This is a genomic window from Gordonia sp. CPCC 205333 (assembly GCF_048537885.1).
Classification (GTDB): Bacteria; Actinomycetota; Actinomycetes; order Mycobacteriales; family Mycobacteriaceae; genus Gordonia.
Genome location: NZ_JBCLVI010000004.1, coordinates 697,997 through 716,177 on the forward strand (window position 1 = coordinate 697,997; position 18,181 = coordinate 716,177).

The following is an 18,181-nucleotide window of genomic DNA, read 5'->3' on the forward strand; positions in this document are numbered from 1 at the left end:
AGCATCAACCGTGCCATTGACAACTGGCACGGTTGGTGCTGACATAGTCGAGTGGCTAACAGCATACTTTCGACGGCTCCGCCGGTGCCGACGTCGCCGTCGGCGCGTGCGATCCTGACCGCGACACTCACTCGGCAAACCCTCGGTCGGGTGACCGGCTTGATTCCGATGAACGCGGGCGGTGTTCGCGTGGCGCGCGTACTGGTCGCCGGCATCATGCGCACACTTGGACCGACTCAAGCCGGCACACAGGTGATTCCGGTCGCGGTCGACGGCGTACGGGGTGAATGGGTCCTGGCTCCGGCAGTGAAGTTTGGCGCGCGAGCGATCTACTACGTCCACGGCAGCGCCTACGTGATCTGCTCCGCCCAGACCCATCGCGGCCTCGCCGCGCGGCTCTCGGCGGTCACCGAAAAGCCGGTCTTCGTCGTCGACTACAGGTTGGCGCCGGAGCATCCCTTTCCAGCGGCGGCAGATGACGTCGAGCGCGGCTACCGATGGCTGTTGAGCGAGGGCTACGCCGCATCGGACGTCGTCATCGCCGGAGATTCTGCGGGGGGGCATCTGATCTGCGATCTACTAGGTAACACCAACATCGCTCCAGACCTGAATCCCGCAGCCGCCGTACTGCTTTCGCCCCTTATCGACTTGACTCTGGCTCTTGCCGAGAACTGCGAACGCAAACACCGCGACCCGGCCATCTCGGCTAGCGCGGCCCGTCGTTTAGTCGACCTATACACGCGCAGACAAAGCCCGCACCATCCCCGGCTTCGGCTGAATTTCTCGCAAGCGCGACTGATGCCGCCATTCCTCGTGCAAGTCGGCAGCACCGAAATGCTCGCCGACGACGCCCACTATGTCGTCGACGAGGTCAACCGACACGGCGGGTCAGCAACCCTCGAAGTATGGCCCGGCATGATGCATGTCTTCCAGGCGCTCCCGCGCCTGGGGCCCGACGCCGACGCCGCGTTACTCCGCGTCCGCGACTTCATCCGGGCGGCTTTCGACGCTGTCGACAACCAATCCGCCGACCAGCTCACAGAGGAGTGTTCCTAATGCTCGGAGTCGACCAATTGCGAGTCAAATTCGCCCGCAGTCGCACATCTATCGGCGCCAAGGCCGTCGTCACCGGTGCGGGAAGCGGCATCGGGCGGGAATTCGCCCTCGAACTCGCACGCCGGGGCGGGGAAGTGATCTGCTCCGACATCGATCCGCAGCGCGCCAAAGAGACGGTCGCCCTGATCGGCGAAGCCACGGCGCGGCCCGCACACGCGTTCTTCTGCGACGTCTCCTCGCGAAGCGATGTCGAAGCCCTAGCCGAGTTTGCTCGCGAGACCTTCGACGGCCCGCCGACCTTGGTGATCAACAACGCCGGAGTCGGCATCGGCGGCCAGGTGGTCGGAAATATCGGCCTCGATGACTGGAACTGGGCGTTGGGTATCAATCTCTGGGGCGTTGTACACGGTTGCGAGCTGTTCGCTCCCATGCTGCGCGAATCCGGCGGCGGCATCATCAATGTGGCGTCGGCCGCTGGTTTCGCCGCGGCTCCAGCGATGGGTCCGTACAACGTCTCCAAGGCCGGGGTCATGTCGTTGTCGGAGACACTCGCGGCCGAACTCAGCGGCTCCGACGTCGATGTCACCGTTCTTTGCCCAACCTTCGTCAAAACCAACGTCGCACGCGACGGTCGCATCACCGCCGATGGACATTCAATCGCCGATCGATTGATGACATTGACCGGGATCTCACCGGCGCGAGTCGCAGCACAAACCCTCGATGCCAATGATCTGGGCAAGCTTTATGTCCTCCCACAGTTCGACGCCAATGTCGTATGGCATCTCAAACGTCACTTCCCCGCTCAATACGCCTGGGGCCTTGGACTTCTCGGCCGACTCCTGCCGACCGACTGACACACTCACCCACTACGAAAGGCATGACTCATGGCTATGGATCTCGACAATATGCTCACCATGATCAAGGATCGGCAATGGGCACTGGCCGACATCGAATGGGATGCGCCCGGCGCCGAACTCATCGACCCTGAACTGCACGCAAAGCTCAAACCGTTTCTCTCCGACCTGATGTGGATCGAGAATGTCGGAGCGCGTGGCTTCGCCGCGATGGCGAAGAAGGCCCCGACCCCGACGCTGAAGAGTATCTACGAGCACTTCCACGCCGAAGAGCAGAAGCATGCCAACGCCGAACTCGCACTCATGCGACGGTGGGGAATGCTCGACGGCGATGAGATCCCGTCACCGAATATCAACGTGCAGTTGGTGATCAACTTCCTCGACAAATACTCCGATGGTATGTCGCTGTCCTTCCTCGGCACGGTGATCCCGATGCTCGAGGTGGCCCTCGACGGGGCACTGATCAAATTCATCACCGACGAGGTGAAAGACCCAGTGGCGCAGGAAGTGTTCAAACGAATCAATTCCGATGAATCCCGCCATCTCGCAGTGGATTTCGAAGTCATGGATATTCTCGGTCACGCGAGTGCGCGCAAACTGGCGACCGAGTTCGTCGGTGGATGGGTAAATCCTTCGTTACTAATCGGCATCCTGAGCTATGTGCCGCTACTGAACAAGATGCGCGACAACATTGTTGCGATGGGCGTCGATGAAGAGCGCCTGTACGGCGCGATGAAGCGATACCGGTCGGTCGGCGAACGAAGCGAGTACGCACGCCGGGTCCCGATGTACCGGCTGGTCGCCCGGCACGGCAGCTGGGTCATCAATCGTAAGAACGTGCCGTACCACTTCGCAGCCGACTCCCTGGTCAAAGTAACCGCGCGGATTCCGTTCGACCTCGTGCATCGCAAGCCGACCTGGTCACAAGAGCTGACCTACGAACCCACCGCATAGGGGTATTGATCATGAGTATCTCGGTAGCAATTATCGGCGCCGGTTTCGCCGGAATCGGAACAGCGATCCGGTTGCAAGACAAAGGGATCACCGACTTCGTCATATTCGAGCGGGACACCCGCGTCGGCGGAACATGGCGGGATAACACCTATCCCGGCGCCGCATGTGATATTCCTTCGCGGCTGTACTCCTACAGCTTCGCGCCCAACCCGGACTGGTCGCATACCTACTCTGGCAGCGATGAGATCCTGGCGTATATCGACTCGATGGTCGAATCCTCCGGTGTCGCTTCACATATCCGCTTCGAGCACACCGTCACCGGCCTTCGATACGACGAGGAGACCGGCGAATGGACGATCACCTTCGACAGCGGCCGTGAGCCCGTGCGGGCGCGCTCGGTCGTCGTCGCTTCGGGACCGTTGGCCAACGCGTCATTCCCGGATATCCGCGGTATCGAGGAATACGCCGGGCATAAGATCCACAGTGCCCGTTGGGATCACGATTACGACTTCACCGACAAGAAGGTGGCAGTGGTCGGCACTGGTGCGAGTGCGGTGCAGATAGTGCCGGAGCTGGTCAAGACCGCCAAGTCGGTCAAGGTCTTCCAACGGACACCCGGCTGGGTTCTTCCGCGGGTGAACTTGTCGATCACCGAGTCGACCAAGGAGCGCTATCGCAAAACTCCACTGACACAACGGCTCGCACGTTCCGCGTGGTTCTGGGGTCATGAGTCGGTCGCGCTCGGCGTGGTGTGGAATACGCCGCTGACACGCGTCGTCGAAGCAGTCAGCAAACTGCACCTGCGATCACAGGTATCCGATCCGTGGTTGCGTCGTCAACTCACCCCCGACTTCGCGGCGGGGTGCAAACGCCTGCTGATGACCAGTGACTACTACCCGGCGCTGCAGAAGGACAACTGTAAACTGGTCACCTGGCCGATCGCACAGTTGTCCACCAACGGAATTCGCACCGTCGAAGGCATCGAACACCAGGCCGATGTCATTGTCTTCGCCACCGGATTCGAAGTTTCCAAAGCGGGCACTCCGATCCCGATCACTGGCATCGACGGACGCGACCTGGCTGCTGAGTGGAGTAAGGGAGCCTATGCCTACCGCAGTGTCGCGGTATCGGGATATCCCAACCTGTACTTCACCTTCGGGCCCAATTCCGGTCCGGGTCACAGCTCCGCGCTTGTCTACATGGAAGCCCAGATCGACTACATCACCGACGCCATTTCGCTGGTGACCGAGAATGCCTGGAAATCTCTCGAGGTGCGCTCAGACGCACAGGCCAGCTACAACGAGGATATTCAAGCGAAGTTGACCGGAACAACGTGGAATTCGGGTTGTCAGAGCTGGTATCTCACCGAGGACGGCTTCAACGCGACGATGTTCCCCGGCTTCGCCACACAATATGTCAATCAGCTGCGGCAGGTCGACCTACAAGACTTCCGCATCTCAGTCCGTCAGAAAGCGTTGGAAGAATCGGTAGCCGGATAGGGTGTCCGATGTGACTGAGTACCGAATTGATGACTTGGCGCGAGTTTCTGGAACTACCACTCGCAACATCCGCGGTTATCAAGAGCAGGGTCTGCTGCCCCGGCCATTGCGCCGGGGCAGGATCGCGATCTATACCGAGCGGCACTTGGCCAACCTCAGGGCGATCAACCGGCTGCTCGGAAATGGGTTCACACTCAAGCACATCGGGACATTCCTCACCAATCCGCGTGCGTCTATCAGCGAGGTTCTCGACCTCGCCGACCTCCTCGACCAGCAGTGGGCATCGGAGCCACCGCAGGCCGTCACGGTCGGCGAACTCGCGAGAAAGCTAGGTCCACTGGATGATTCCATCTTGGCGGACTTGGTTCGGGCGCAAATCGTTATCCCGACTGATGACCCGACGCGCTACCGGCCCATCGACGAGCACATCATCGACAATCTCGGTCAACTCGTCGAGCGGGGTATGACACTGTCGGACCTGATCGGGATCCACTCCGAATTCGTCGACAAGCTCGACGGTGCTGCCGCCGTATTCATCAAGGCGGCGCACGACGAGATCATCCGGCGCAGAGGCCCCGGCTGGATACCGACTACCGATGATGAAATCGCCTGGGCAACCGACTTATTGGTTACCATGCGCCGGGCCGGAACGCAGAACGCGCGCGCGGCACTTGATCGGGCACTCGACCAGGCCAGGGAGAACGAGATCCGCGCTCACGATGCCGCGATCAGGAACCTATCGGATCCGGCGGAGGATTGATCACACCGCTAGCCCAATGGGCTGGTCGAAGCCAGTCCCGCGGCGAGGCCGAGTACGACGCACATCAGCGCTACTTCGACCACTGCGGAGCGCAGCGACCGTTCGACTGTGCCGCGCCGAGCCATCACCTCGGGAACCCAGTGTCGACGGTGCCATGCGCCAAGTCCGATGAGCGCTGCTAGCCCGAGGGTTTTGGCCAGCATCACCTGTCCATAGCCGGTGGTCCACCAGTCGGCGTCGAAACCCAATTCGATTGCACCCGAAGCCAATCCGGTGACGGTTAAGATGCCGACCGCGATCGGGGCATGACGCGAGAATGCCGGTAGTACCGTCCGCCACCCATTTCGGCTGGTTACCGTCATCGCCATCGCCGCCAAACTGCCGCACCACCACGCCGCGCAAAGTACGTGCGCCACAACAAGTATCGGCTCCATCGTGTGGGTAGCCGCGTGGCCGGTCACCGCGGGTGCGACGATCCCCAACCCCGCCAGCGCGCCCACGACGGTCACCGGAATCACTGGCTCAGCGGTACGCCGGGCAAGCAGCGCCCACCCGATGATCGCCATTGCGACGACTCCCGAAATCACTTCTCCGGGAGATGAAGTCACACCATCGACGAACTGCCCGACACGCACCGATGCCACCGGAATCCCCGCCCGAGAGGCCACGTCGAACCAAGTGACGATCACATCGGCGACTAGCCACACCAATGCGAATCCGGCTATCGCCGCCAACGACGGTTGCGCTCCGAGCAATGGCAGACAACCGAGTCCCACCAGAGCCACCCCGGCGATGAGCGCAACCACACCTGCCGTCGAGGCCAGGCCCGGCCCGGTCGGGTCTGCGAGCAACCAGCACGTCAACAGTCCGGCGAACGCGGCGGGTACTGCGGCACCGAGCAGAGTCGCCCGGCGCCGCACCGTCAGCGGGGCGCTGTTACCCGCCGCATTCGACATCGTCAGTCCTAGGCCGGACGCCGCGACATCCACACGACGACGCCCCCGCCACCCAGCAGAACGACCACGCCGACCACGATGAACGGCCAGATCGGTAGGCCGTCGGACTCATCGTCGGCGGCTTGCTGCGCACTGGGACCCGGTGTGCCGGTGCCCGCGGCGGTAAGGGTGAAAGATCGCTTACCCTCAACGGGATGGCCGTCAGCCGACGTCACCCGGTAGTTGATCTGATAAGTGCCGGCCGGACCCAACGGTCGCAGATTGACCTTGATAGCCGGTCCGACGACGCTGGGATCGCCCTGCTGCCAAAAGTTTCCGTCCGGCCCGACCACGGTGAGTACGGCGAAGGACTCCTGGATCGCCTCATTGAAGGTGAGGGTCACCGCTGGCGGCGACGTCGCAACGTTGGCGCCGTCGGCGGGATCGCTGGACACCAGCCGAGAATGCGCGGTCGCCGACGCCGCACCGAATACGGCTGCCACCAACGAGAACAGCAGGACGAAAGCGGTTAGGCCAACGCGCCTACGCATCGTCGCCGCCGGATGTGCTCTTCCCCGCAGCACGGCCGCGTCGTGCGAGAGCGCCGACACCGACCACGACGCCGAGGGCGCCGAGAACCAATCCGATACCACCGATCCAGCGCGCGGTGTTATCCGACGCCGACGCCGACTGATCCTCGGTCTCGTTGGCAGTCGATGTGTGCGACGCCGAATGCGCATCGCCGGCTTCCCCCGCGGGCAAGGTCACCGACGGTGTGGGATGTTCTGGTTCGGTGCCGTCGGCACCTGCTTGCTGATTCCAGTTGACCACTTCGCCATTGGCATAGGTCTGGACCGCGGGCAGGTTGACTGTCGGCTGCGAGGGGAATGGGCCACCGGCGATGCTGAACTCTCCGAATTCGCCGACTTTCACACCGGCATTGCCGTCGGACGCGGTCCAGGTGACCCGCAGGACCTCTTCGGTCTTGGGATCTTTGTCGATGACCGCGCGCCAGCCGGGCACCGATTCCGTGCGCAGGCCTTTAAGACGCGGAATCTCGATGGAGACCTTCGTCGTCGCGGCGCCGGCGTCGGATTCATTGGGGACCAGCAGCGTGACGACACCGTAGCCACCCTGCGTTGCCGTGCTGGACGAGACGGACACGTGCGCGGCGGCCGTACCGGCGCCGGCGAGTGCGGTCGTCGCGGCTGCGGCCACAACGGCCACCGGCACCGCCACTCGACGCAGGAGTGAACGAGACAGGTTTGATGAGGACATGACGATTTTGCTCTTTCGTGAATGGCTGCTCATGGGTGGGAGCGTCAGCGCGCCAACGAAAGTCTGTCGGGCACAGCAGATATGACCGTCAGATAATGAGAAGGGGCGCGCCGGCGGATATCGGCGGCCCGCGAACGGGGTGTCGGACATCGATTCGGCACCCGGTCAGCGCACTCGGTGCGGCATAGCCGGAGTAGGTATCCCGTGGCGCCGGGGTGGCGTAGGCGTCGATCACCCGCAATACCGAGGTGATCAGTGAAATCAGATGGGCGAGAGCCACAATCGTGACCGCCGACAACGGAATCGCGACCAGGTGGGTCAGCAGCATCGAAGCGGCCCCCGACGCGGCAGTCAGGTCAGCGGTCATCAGGTGCCCATGCGAGATCGACAGCGCCGCATGGCAAGCCGCTTGAGCGCCGGTCAACACCCCGGCGACACCCAGTAATCCCGCACCCCGAATCAGCAGGCCGGCAACCACACCGATTCCAGCGACGATAACGAGACCGGCGCTCTGAGGTAGTTCACCGCCGGCGATGCCGTGTGCGGCGACGGCGAGCGCCGGAACCACGCAAGCGACGCTCGCGCGCGAGATCACGGCACGAGTATCGAGGACGCGTGCGCGATACGTCGAGGCACCGGGCTTGCTCAGCCCACCGCTCGTCGTCGTCACCGGTCGCCTCGTATCACGCCGACAAGTATCCCACTCCCGCCGCGGACCTCCGCGACGGGCGTGGGCGAACGGGCGTAGTTGTCGGTGCCGGAACTATCCGTACAGGCGCGGCTGCTGGCAAGCAGCGGACGCGAGCGGCGCGATGCCGTGCGGGGGCACCAATGCGATACCGGGGGCGGTCACACCATTCCCGCAGACGACGTTGCCGAAGCCAACGTCCCAGTTGGGGCCATTATTCTTACAGGTGCCAGCCGCGCACAGTACCGAAGCCTCGTGGCGGATGTCAGCGTTGGCGGCGGGAGCGGCGAGGACCGACGACAACGTCGCACCGAAGATTAGCGCCCCACCGACAACCAGCGTTTTGATTGATCGTAAATTCATAATTCAGCATAATAGGCATAGCGGCTTCGATCTGACTACCCCCACCCCCGGCGAGCTAGGGTTGCGGGGTGACGATCTACGACCACGGCTTTGCCCGAGTGACCGCCGCCGTCCCGGTGCTCAAGCTCGCCGACCCGGCGTTCAACGCGCAAGCGACGATCGAGCTGCTGACGTCGGCAGCCGCCGATGGCGCAGCCCTTGTCGCCTTCCCTGAACTTGGTCTATGTGGTTACAGCGTCGACGATCTCGTACAGCAGGACGCCCTTCTAGACGCATGCCTGGATGGCCTGCGAGTGATCCTCGAGGCGAGTCGGGGCCTGACTCCCGTTGTTGTCGTGGGCATTCCGCTTGTCGTCGGAGACGGGCTGTACAACTGCGGCGTGGTGTTGCACGGCGGTGACGTTCTCGGCGTCGTGCCCAAGTCGTATCTGCCGAACTATCGCGAGTTCTACGAGCAACGCCTGTTCGCCGCGGCGCGCGACGCTCCGACCGACACCGCGACCGTTCTGGGGCAACATGTTCCGTTCGGTGCCGACCTCATCTTCAGCGCAAACGACCTGCCCGGCTTCAACCTGCACGTAGAAATCTGCGAAGACGGCTGGGTACCGATCCCGCCGAGCACCTGGGCCGCCCTGGCCGGCGCGACGGTACTGGTGAACCTGTCCGGAAGTCCGGTGACAGTTGGCAAAGAGGCGTACCGGAAAGCGTTGTGTACCAGCCACTCCGCGAAACTGTCCGCCGCCTACGTTTACGTGGCCGCCGGATTCGGCGAGTCGACGACCGATCTAGCCTGGGACGGCGACGCGTTGATCGCCGAGAACGGCACCCTGCTCGCGCGCAGCGAACCGTTCGCGATCGCCGATCAAACCATCACGGCCGATATCGATCTCGATCGACTGTCCCAGGAGCGTCGACGCATGATCAGCATGCGCGATCAGGTCGGCGACTACGCATCCGATCTGAAGCAGTTGCGGCGCATCGGCTTTGACCTCTCACCATCATCGGTGACTGACTTGCGACGCGACGTCGCCCGATTCCCTTACGTCCCGTCGGGGGCGATCGACCGGGATCTGCGATGCCGCGAAGTCGGCAACATTCAGGTTCAGGGGCTCGCCGCCCGGTTGCGAGCGACCGGCATCGACAAGATTGTGATCGGAGTATCCGGCGGCCTGGATTCGACCCTGGCGTTGCTCGTCGCGGTGGACACATTCGACTTGCTCGGCTTGCCGCGCACCAACATTCACGCCTATACGATGCCCGGCTTCGCCACCGGCGACGCATCCCTGCGCCGGGCGCACGAGCTGATGGATTCGCTGGGAGTTTCGGCAACCGAACTCGATATCCGGCCGTCCTGCCTGCAGATGCTGGCCGACCTCGATCACCCATTCGCCAAGGGCGAGAAGGTATACGACATCACCTTCGAGAATGTGCAGGCAGGCGAGCGGACGTCACATCTGTTCCGGCTGGCCAATCATCTCGGCGGAATCGTGCTGGGTACCGGCGACCTGTCGGAACTGGCGTTGGGATGGTGCACCTATGGAGTGGGCGATCAGATGTCGCATTACAACGTCAACTCATCGGTGCCGAAAACCCTTATCCAACATCTGATCCGCTGGATGATAGGGGAGAGCGAAGCGACGGGAAATATCACCGGGGCGAGCGAAGCGACGGGAAAAACCACCGGGGCGAGCGAAGCGACGGGAAATATTGCCGGGGCGAGCGAAGCGACGGGAAATATTACCGCGAGTCGGCATAGCGCGAAGACCGTTTCGGCACTGCGGGAAATCCTCGACGACGTCATCTCCCCTGAACTCATCCCGCCCGGCGAGGATGGCTCAGTGCAGTCGACCGAAGACACTGTCGGGCCGTACGCGTTGCATGACTTTTTTCTCTACTATTTGACTCGATTCGGTTACCGCCCAAGCAAAGTGGCGTTTCTCGCGGAGCACGCGTGGTCACCCGACTACGACAGCGCGACGATCGAGAAGTGGCTGCGAGTTTTCCTCAACCGCTTCATGGCCAACCAGTTCAAGCGCACGGCGATGCCGAATGGACCCAAGATCGGTTCGGGTGGATCACTATCGCCGCGCGGGGATTGGCGCTCGCCGTCCGATGCATCGGTGCGGGCGTGGCTGGCCGAGCTGGATAACCGATAGCGTCCCGGAATCCGCACGAGTTGGCACCGGATTCGGTTTTCAGAACGAGTCCAGCAGCAACTCGACCTCGGCTTTGAAACTCTCCACGATCGACCATTCGTCAGGCACCAATTCCTTGCAGCCCAATAGGCCGAAATTCAGCTGGCCGTCGGCGGAGAAGACGGTGATGTTCAGGCCGCCGCCGTGGAAGACCGGGCCGAGTGGATAAACACCTTTGACGCGGGCACCGAGGAAGTACATCGGAAAATCTGGTCCGGGAACATTGGAGATCAGCACGTTGAAGACGGCCGGATGCAGATTCGACAGTTTGCGATCGCCGTAGAACTTCATTGCTGCGGCCAGAGTCGTGCCCGGCGCGAACTGAGCCCAGGCGCGCAGGATGTTGGCGTCGATGTCGGCGTGATGCGCTTTGGATATCTGCGAGGCATGCGCCGATGCTTCGACTCTCTCGCCCGGATCGGCGATATGGGTTGCGAGTTCGGTGAACATGCCACTGACCTTGTTGGTGCCCTCGGTGACCAGGTCGGTCTCGTCGGCGTCGTGAACCGAGACCGGCACCATCGCCACCATCGGTTGGTCGGGTAGCGCGTCGATACGCAGTAGATAGTCACGCAGGGCGCCAGCTACCAGCGCCAGTACCACCTCGTTGATCTTCACGCCGAAGTGATTCTTGATTTTCTTGACGTCACTCATCGGCACCTGGCTCATCGCCACCACCCGATGGGGCGTGATTGGCGCGTTGAACGGAGTACGCGGAGCTTGAAACGGTGCGGGCATCGCGTCCGACGATTGGGCACGTCGCAGCCAGCCGACCGGAACCCGAAGAGTCGCGGGCAACAATTTGGCCATCGCGATCGGCCGCTGCACCAGATAATTCACGGCACCGCCGGCCGCCATCGTCGCGCGCGACGACGACCCCGCAGTCTCCTTGACCTTCTGTTCGTCAAGTTCAGGCGGGTCGGGCGTGAGTGTGCACAGTTGCGCCAATAGATCTGCGCTGGTCACGCCGTCGACGCCGGCGTGATGCATCCGCAGCATCGCCGCGACCTTGCCACCCTCGACCCCTTCCAACACCCATAACTCCCACAACGGCTTGCCGCGATCGAGGGTCTGACCGGCGAGATGGGCGCAGAAGTCGGCGACTTCGCGTTGGCTGCCTGGCGAGGGCACCGCGACGCGATGCACATGCCGCTGGATGTCGAAATCGGTGTCTTCCACCCACACCGGGTGGTCGATGTTGAGCACCGAGTTGTCGAGTTTGCGACGAAACGTCGGCATGGCCCGCAAGCGGCGCTCAAGTTCGGTCCGCATCTTTTCGAAGCTGTATCCACCGGGAACCGTCGCCGGATCGATTTCAATGATGCCGATGACATGCATCAACTGCGACCGGGTCTCCAGGTAGAGAAACGATGCGTCCAAACCACTCAACCGCTGCATTCTTTCCATCGTGCCGCACGCGGCCGCCGCGTACGTGACGTCGGCAACATATCGTCGGATTCCGCTAACGATCAGAGCGCTCGCAGCGACATAGCCGTTGCTGTACAGCGACCTCACAGCCGGTTACGCGCCCGTAGGGAGATGTTTGGGCGACCTCGCCGAATGCCGTACGCTTAAAACTGGTGCCCGCCCTCATCAACGTGAACGCGCGTCGGGCTACCCACAATCACTGAAACCGCGGAAAGCTTGTTCGGAGGAAATTACATGGCACGCGAGCTCACGCAACTCGAACTTCTCCAGGAATTGGAGGTAGTGGCCGAGGATAACGTCAACCGTCACCTCAAGACCGCGAAGAACTGGAACCCGCACGACTACGTGCCGTGGGACGAGGGCCGCAACTTCGCCGAACTCGGCGGCGTCGACTACGACCCCGAACAGTCGCAGCTCGGCGAGGTCGCCAAGGCCGCGATGATCACCAACCTCCTCACCGAGGACAACCTGCCGTCGTATCACCGCGTGATCGCCGACAATTTCTCGATGGACTCCGCGTGGGGCCACTGGGTTGGTCGCTGGACCGCCGAGGAGAACCGCCACGGCATCGTCATGCGTGACTACCTGGTGGTGACCCGCGGCGTGGATCCGGTAGCCCTCGAAGAGGCGCGCATGATCCATATGACCAATGGCTACGACCCCATGCTGGCCGCCGCCGGTCGCGCCGACGAACTCGAAGAGCATGCCGACGAGCTCGGCATCCTGCACTCCGTCGCGTACGTGACCTTCCAGGAGCTGGCCACTCGGGTGAGCCACCGCAACACCGGAAAGGCATGCAACGACCCGATCGCCGACCGTATGCTCCAGCGCATCGCCGCCGACGAGAACCTGCATATGATCTTCTATCGCAATATCTGTGGTGCGGGTATGGACATCTCCCCCGACCAGACGCTGCGCGCGGTCACCGACATTGTCACCAACTTCCAGATGCCCGGTGCCGGCATGCCGAACTTCCGCCGCCACGGCGTGTTGATGGCCAAGCACGGCATCTACGACCTGCGCCAGCACCTCGAAGAGGTCATCATGCCGGTGCTGCGTAAATGGAATGTCTTCGACCGCACCGACTTCAGCCCCGAGGGCGAGAAGACCCGTGAAGAGCTGGCAGCTTTCCTCGAGCAGTTGGGCAAGGACGCCACTCGCTTCGAGGAGATGCGCGACCGCGCACTTGCCCGGGAAGCGGCCAAGGCCGCCAAGCAGGCTCAGGCCTCTTAAGAATTTTCGACACGACGCCGCCGTCCGGTTTCCGGGCGGCGGCGTCTTGTGTCTGCCCCGGATTCTTTACCCTGCACTGTCAACGTCAGCGAGGGAGTCACTCCCCCGCCTTCACTGACGCCGCTGGTTTCAGTCCGCCAGCTCGCGCAACACCGCTCGCGTACGAACCGCCTCGTCACCGCCACTAAATACTGATCCGGCGAATTCTGTTGCCCCCGAAGCGAATACCGCGCGCACGCGCGCCGCGACCTGCGCCTCATCACCGATGATCGCCAACTCCTCCGGTCCGGCCACACCTTCTCGATCCATCATCGCCCGATACGACGGCAGCGATCCATAGACTTCGAATAGCTTGGCGGCCTTAGCTTTTGCTGCCTCGACGTCGTCGGTGACCAGAACCGGCAACGCGCATACGACTCGTGGTGCCGGTCGGCCCGCCTCGGCGGCCGCAGCGGTGATCGTCGGCGCGATGTGCTCGGCGATAGTTGCCGGCCCGGTCATCCACAGCACTGTGCCGTCGGTGCGCCGACCGGCCAATTTCAGCATCGTCGCGCCCATCGCGGCGACGAGCACTGGTACGCGTCCGCTATCGCCCATCGTCATCGCGAGGTTGCCCGACATCGTCTCACCGCTGTACGAGACCTGATCGCCGTCGAGCAATGGCACCAGAATATTCAGATACTCCTTCATATGCCGGGCCGGCCGGGAGAAGTCGTAGCCGAACATATTCTCGATGACCACCTGGTGGGACAGTCCAATGCCGAGGTTGAGCCGGCCCGCACCGACGGCCAGCGCGGCGGTCCGCGCCTGTTGGGCCAGCGCACCCGGATGCCGCGGATAAGTCGGCACCACGCCGGTGCCAAGTTCAATACCCGGCACCTGGGAGCCCGCTACTGCCAGCGCCGTCAGTGCGTCGATCCCGAAAATGTGTGAGAGCCAAGCGGTTTCGAATCCTTCGTCGGCTATCTGCGCCACCTCGTCGGTGAGCCGACGCAGGGCGTCCGGACCGGTCTGATCGTTGAGCATGATTCCGATACGCATGAGACTCCCTTGGGCATTGGGTTGGTTCGGAATCAAACCTACGCGAGTATTGGGGACAGACATTCGAAACTTCTGACAGCGCGATGTCGCCGGTCACCAGGCCGATGTAACCCCCGTGTAACCCAATTGTTCGCGTCCGGGAAATCAACGTGGCAGGGTTGAGGAGCCGTCCACGCACGGTGCGGGTCGGGTGTCGTAGCGCAGCACTCAACGGTCCACGTCAGAGCCATCCTCAACGACGCTCAAGGGAATGCCGATCAGATGACAAGCAGTACGTTTGCCAAAGTGCTCGTAGCCAATCGCGGCGAGATCGCCATCCGCGCCTTTCGCGCAGCCTATGAATTGGGCGTCGCTACCGTCGCGGTATTTCCCTACGAAGACCGCAATTCACCACATCGCACCAAGGCTGACGAGTCCTATCAGATCGGCGAGCCGGGCCATCCGGTCCGCAATTACCTCGACATCGAGGCGATCGTCGCAGCGGCCAGCCAGGCCGGCGCCGACGCCATCTACCCCGGCTACGGCTTCCTGTCGGAGAATCCCGACCTCGCCGCGGCGTGTGCGGCCAATGACATTACCTTCGTCGGGCCATCTCGTGACGTGCTCGAGCTGACCGGCAACAAAGCCCGCGCGATCGCCGCAGCCAAGGCCGCCGGCCTGCCCGTGTTGGCATCGTCGGAGCCGTCAACCGACGTCGATGCGCTGGTGAGTGCCGCCGAGTCGATGACTTTCCCGCTATTCGTGAAGGCGGTCGCCGGTGGCGGTGGCCGCGGCATGCGTCGTGTCGAAAAGATCTCTGGGTTGCGCGAAGCCATCGAGGCCGCGGCCCGCGAAGCCGAGTCCGCCTTCGGCGATGCGACGGTATTCCTTGAGCAGGCGGTCATCAATCCGCGCCACATCGAAGTGCAGATCCTCGCCGACACCCACGGCAACGTCATCCACCTGTTTGAGCGGGATTGTTCGGTTCAGCGACGCCACCAAAAGGTCGTCGAACTCGCTCCCGCCCCCAACCTGGATCCGACGTTGCGAGAGAAGATCTGCTCCGACGCCGTCGCGTTCGCCCAGCAGATCGACTACAGCTGCGCGGGCACTGTCGAATTCCTCGTCGATGAGCGCGGCAATCACGTGTTCATCGAGATGAACCCGCGCATCCAGGTCGAGCACACGGTGACTGAAGAGGTCACCGACGTCGACCTGGTGCAGGCGCAATTGCGTATCGCCGCCGGCGCCACACTCGCCGACCTGGGCCTGTCCCAAGACGCCATCAAGCTGCACGGTGCCGCCTTGCAGTGCCGTATCACCACCGAGGATCCGGCCAACGGCTTCCGCCCGGACACCGGCCGGATCACCGCATACCGGTCCCCCGGCGGCGGTGGCGTTCGGCTCGACGGTGGCACTACGCTCGGTGCCGAAGTCGGTGCGTATTTCGACTCGATGCTGGTCAAACTCACGTGTCGCGGACGCGACTTCCCGACGGCAGTTGCTCATGCGCGCCGTGCCGTCACCGAGTTCCGGATTCGCGGCGTCTCGACGAATATCCCGTTCCTGCAGGCAGTACTCGACGACCCCGACTTCCGCGCCGGACATGTCACCACCTCATTCATCGAGGAACGTCCGCATCTGCTGACGCAGCATTCGTCGGCTGACCGCGCGTCGAAGATGCTCGCCTACCTCGCCGACGTCACGGTAAACAAGCCGAATGGCACCCGCCCGACGACGGTGTACGCACTCGACAAATTGCCTGCCGTCGATCTGTCCACACCGCCGCCGGCCGGCTCGCGTCAGCGGCTGCTGGAGTTGGGCCCCGAGGGTTTCGCAGCTGCCCTGCGCGAGCAAAAGGCGCTCGGCGTCACCGACACCACCTTCCGCGACGCACATCAGTCATTGCTGGCGACACGTCTGCGGACCTCGAGTCTGCTCGGCGTTGCCGGTCATGTCGCCCGGTTGACTCCCGAACTGCTTTCCATCGAGGCGTGGGGCGGCGCGACGTACGACGTCGCGCTGCGGTTCTTACACGAGGACCCATGGGATCGTCTCGCCCAGCTACGCGAGGCCGTGCCGAATATCTGTCTGCAGATGCTGCTGCGCGGTCGCAATACGGTTGGCTATACGCCCTACCCCGAGGCGGTCACGAAAGCCTTTGTCTCCGAGGCCACTTCAACGGGTATCGACATCTTCCGCATCTTCGACGCGCTGAACAATGTGGACCAGATGCGCCCGGCGATCGACGCTGTCCGCGAGACCGGAGCCTCCATCGCCGAGGTAGCGATGAGTTACACCGGTGACCTGGCCAACCCAGCCGAAGACCTTTACACGCTCGACTACTACCTTAAGCTGGCCGAACAGATCGTCGATGCCGGCGCGCACGTATTGGCGATCAAAGATATGGCCGGGCTGCTGCGCGCACCCGCGGCGTCGAAGTTGGTTACCGCGCTGCGGAGCAACTTCGACCTGCCGATTCACATTCATACCCACGACACTCCCGGCGGACAGTTGGCGACCTATCTGGCCGCGTGGCAGGCCGGCGCCGACGCCGTCGACGGCGCGAGTGCGCCGATGGCCGGTACCACCAGCCAACCGTCGTTGTCGGCGATCATCGCGGCCGCCGCGCACAGTGAACGTGACACCGGCATCTCCCTCGACGCCGTATGCGATCTGGAGCCGTATTGGGAGGCCCTGCGAAAGGTGTACGCGCCCTTCGAATCTGGTCTGCCATCGCCCACCGGCCGGGTCTATACGCATGAGATTCCCGGTGGTCAGCTGTCGAATCTGCGGCAGCAGGCCATCGCGCTCGGACTTGGTGACCGGTTCGAAGAGGTCGAGGCGAAGTACGCGGCGTCGGATCGGTTGCTTGGTCGACTGGTGAAGGTGACGCCGTCGTCGAAGGTGGTCGGCGACTTGGCCCTCGCGCTGGTCGGAACCGGCGTCGACGTCGACGATTTCGCCGCCGATCCGGGACGTTACGACATCCCCGATTCCGTCATTGGCTTCTTGCACGGTGAACTTGGCACGCCTGTCGGCGGGTGGCCTGAGCCGTTCCGCACTCGCGCATTGGCTGGCCGCGCCGCGGCGAAGCCAATCACTCCGCTGACGGACGAGGACGAAGCCGGTCTCGCTGGTGATTCGGACACCCGACAGGCCACGCTCAATCGGCTCCTCTTCCCCGGTCCAACCAAGGAATACTTGGCTCATCTCGACAAATACGGCGACGTATCACGACTGTCGGCGAACCAGTTCTTCTACGGTCTGCGCAGCGGCGATGAGCACAACGTCGAACTGGCCAAAGGTGTCACGTTGCTCATCGGGCTGGAAGCCATTTCCGAGGCCGACGAACACGGAATGCGTACCGTCATGTGTATTCTCAACGGCCAATTGCGGCCGGTCGCCGTACGTGATCGGTCTATTGTCAGCGAAGTTCCAGCTGCGGAGAAGGCAGACAAGGACAATCCCGGTCATGTCGCTGCGCCGTTTGCCGGTGTGGTCACGCTGACCGTCGCCGAGGGCGACACGATCGAAGCGGGAGCCACGATCGGCACCATCGAAGCGATGAAGATGGAGGCTGCGATCACCGCGGCTCGTGGTGGAACGATCACTCGGACGGCGATCACGAAGGTGGCGCAGGTGGAGGCCGGCGATCTGCTGGCGGTCGTATCAGCGGCGAGTGTCAGCGAGTAATAGGAGCACCAGTCGCACACCCGACCCTCGCGGACAGACCCGACCGAAAATCCGGTCGGGTCTGTCTTGTCGAGTCGGGTGTGCCGGTGTGTGGTTCATATAGAAAATACCCCGTATCTGAACCGTGGTACGGCCCGGATACGGGGTATTTCAACGTTGTAGTTCGGCGGTGTCCTACTCTCCCACACTGGTTAGGGTGCAGTACCATTGGCGCTGGAGGGC

15 protein-coding genes are annotated in these 18,181 nt (G+C 62.8%); 8 read left to right on the top strand and 7 right to left on the bottom strand.

What is annotated here, in order from left to right; translation table 11 throughout:
* The first annotated feature begins 51 nt into the window (after positions 1-51).
* Genes AAFP29_RS17825 through AAFP29_RS17845 form a run of 5 tightly spaced genes read left to right on the top strand, consistent with a single transcriptional unit; the run spans position 52 to position 5,123 of the window.
* Positions 52-1,056 (top strand): alpha/beta hydrolase, encoded by a 1,005-nt coding sequence (locus AAFP29_RS17825; protein WP_419218719.1) that lies wholly within the window; start codon positions 52-54, stop codon positions 1,054-1,056.
* Positions 1,056-1,910: an SDR family NAD(P)-dependent oxidoreductase gene (locus AAFP29_RS17830; protein WP_419218720.1), complete on the top strand. Its 855-nt coding sequence runs from the start codon at positions 1,056-1,058 to the stop codon at positions 1,908-1,910. Before AAFP29_RS17825 ends, AAFP29_RS17830 begins: the two co-directional genes overlap by 1 nt.
* A gap of 30 nt (positions 1,911-1,940) precedes the next feature.
* On the top strand, positions 1,941-2,864 hold the full coding sequence (locus AAFP29_RS17835) for a ferritin-like domain-containing protein (RefSeq protein WP_419218721.1): 924 nt from the start codon (positions 1,941-1,943) through the stop codon (positions 2,862-2,864).
* An 11-nt stretch (positions 2,865-2,875) separates the two neighbouring features.
* Positions 2,876-4,363 (top strand): flavin-containing monooxygenase, encoded by a 1,488-nt coding sequence (locus AAFP29_RS17840; protein ID WP_419218722.1) that lies wholly within the window; start codon positions 2,876-2,878, stop codon positions 4,361-4,363.
* 10 nt (positions 4,364-4,373) lie between these two features.
* A complete protein-coding gene (locus tag AAFP29_RS17845; protein ID WP_419218723.1) occupies positions 4,374-5,123 on the top strand; it encodes a MerR family transcriptional regulator in 750 nt (249 codons plus the stop codon).
* An 8-nt stretch (positions 5,124-5,131) separates the two neighbouring features.
* Here AAFP29_RS17845 and AAFP29_RS17850 read toward each other — a convergent pair whose 3' ends face one another.
* From AAFP29_RS17850 to AAFP29_RS17870, 5 genes are all read right to left on the bottom strand, one after another.
* Positions 5,132-6,112 (bottom strand): copper resistance D family protein, encoded by a 981-nt coding sequence (locus tag AAFP29_RS17850; protein ID WP_419218724.1) that lies wholly within the window; start codon positions 6,110-6,112, stop codon positions 5,132-5,134.
* Positions 6,088-6,609 carry a copper resistance CopC family protein gene (locus tag AAFP29_RS17855; protein ID WP_419218725.1) on the bottom strand — a complete coding sequence of 174 codons (522 nt, stop codon included), beginning with the start codon at positions 6,607-6,609 and terminating at the stop codon, positions 6,088-6,090. Before AAFP29_RS17855 ends, AAFP29_RS17850 begins: the two co-directional genes overlap by 25 nt.
* Complete coding sequence (locus AAFP29_RS17860; RefSeq protein WP_419218726.1) at positions 6,602-7,336, bottom strand: YcnI family protein; 735 nt, start codon at positions 7,334-7,336, stop codon at positions 6,602-6,604. Before AAFP29_RS17860 ends, AAFP29_RS17855 begins: the two co-directional genes overlap by 8 nt.
* Before the next feature lie 88 nt (positions 7,337-7,424).
* On the bottom strand, positions 7,425-8,006 hold the full coding sequence (locus tag AAFP29_RS17865) for a YtxH domain-containing protein (RefSeq protein ID WP_419218727.1): 582 nt from the start codon (positions 8,004-8,006) through the stop codon (positions 7,425-7,427).
* A gap of 93 nt (positions 8,007-8,099) precedes the next feature.
* The gene (locus AAFP29_RS17870; protein ID WP_419218728.1) at positions 8,100-8,387 is read right to left on the bottom strand and encodes a hypothetical protein; all 288 of its coding nucleotides are present in this window, start codon (positions 8,385-8,387) and stop codon (positions 8,100-8,102) included.
* 68 nt (positions 8,388-8,455) lie between these two features.
* On the opposite strand from AAFP29_RS17870, the gene AAFP29_RS17875 reads away from it, so the two are divergent.
* Positions 8,456-10,543: an NAD(+) synthase gene (locus AAFP29_RS17875; protein ID WP_419218729.1), complete on the top strand. Its 2,088-nt coding sequence runs from the start codon at positions 8,456-8,458 to the stop codon at positions 10,541-10,543.
* 39 nt (positions 10,544-10,582) lie between these two features.
* Here AAFP29_RS17875 and AAFP29_RS17880 read toward each other — a convergent pair whose 3' ends face one another.
* Positions 10,583-11,980 (bottom strand): WS/DGAT/MGAT family O-acyltransferase, encoded by a 1,398-nt coding sequence (locus AAFP29_RS17880; protein ID WP_419218773.1) that lies wholly within the window; start codon positions 11,978-11,980, stop codon positions 10,583-10,585.
* Between the two features lie 264 nt (positions 11,981-12,244).
* Between AAFP29_RS17880 and AAFP29_RS17885 the strand changes: the two genes are divergently transcribed.
* The gene (locus tag AAFP29_RS17885) at positions 12,245-13,243 is read left to right on the top strand and encodes an acyl-ACP desaturase (RefSeq protein ID WP_419218730.1); all 999 of its coding nucleotides are present in this window, start codon (positions 12,245-12,247) and stop codon (positions 13,241-13,243) included.
* A 129-nt stretch (positions 13,244-13,372) separates the two neighbouring features.
* On the opposite strand, the gene AAFP29_RS17890 is transcribed toward AAFP29_RS17885, so the two are convergent.
* A complete protein-coding gene (locus tag AAFP29_RS17890) occupies positions 13,373-14,284 on the bottom strand; it encodes a TIGR03564 family F420-dependent LLM class oxidoreductase (protein ID WP_419218731.1) in 912 nt (303 codons plus the stop codon).
* Positions 14,285-14,545: 261 nt separating this feature from the next.
* Here AAFP29_RS17890 and AAFP29_RS17895 point away from each other — a divergent pair, with 261 nt between their 5' ends.
* Positions 14,546-17,959, top strand: a complete 3,414-nt coding sequence (locus tag AAFP29_RS17895; RefSeq protein ID WP_419218732.1) for a pyruvate carboxylase — start codon at positions 14,546-14,548, stop codon at positions 17,957-17,959.
* Positions 17,960-18,181: the final 222 nt, after the last annotated feature.